Origin of the sequence: Erwinia sp. MYb416 (genome assembly GCF_037479575.1) — a bacterium.
Classification (GTDB): domain Bacteria; phylum Pseudomonadota; class Gammaproteobacteria; order Enterobacterales; family Enterobacteriaceae; genus Erwinia; species Erwinia rhapontici.
On record NZ_JBBGYT010000076.1, the window covers coordinates 1 to 508 of the forward strand.

The following is a 508-nucleotide window of genomic DNA, read 5'->3' on the forward strand; positions in this document are numbered from 1 at the left end:
CAGTACGGCAATACTCCTACTGTAGCCGCCGTCGACAGCGGGTCACGGTTGACCAGCGACCAGTTTGGCATTTACTTACAGGATCAAATTACCTGGAACAAAAAATGGGTACTGCTGCTGAGCGGTCGTAACGACTGGTCAGAAAGCCGCACGACGAAACACAGCAATCAGGCCCAAACCATTCAAAGCGATCATAAAGCCACGGGGCGTATAGGTGCTGTCTATCTGGCCGATAACGGCCTGGCACCGTATATCAGTTATAGCCAGTCATTCAACCCGACATCGGGTACCGACAGAGAAGGTAACAGCTTTCGTCCAACGGAAGGTGAGCAGTATGAGGCGGGCATTCGCTTCCAGCCACCAGAAAGCAAAACTATTATCAGTATGGCGCTGTATCAGCTCACACAAAACAATGCCCTGACATCCGACCCTGCCGATAGCAGTTATAACGTGCAGACGGGCGAAATACGTTCTCGTGGCCTGGAACTGGAGATGAAGAGTGAGATAA

1 protein-coding gene is annotated in these 508 nt (G+C 51.4%); it reads left to right on the plus strand.

The features are described 5' to 3' along the window. A partial coding sequence (locus WH277_RS00680; protein ID WP_339503782.1) for a TonB-dependent siderophore receptor occupies positions 1-508 on the plus strand: 508 nt, incomplete at both ends.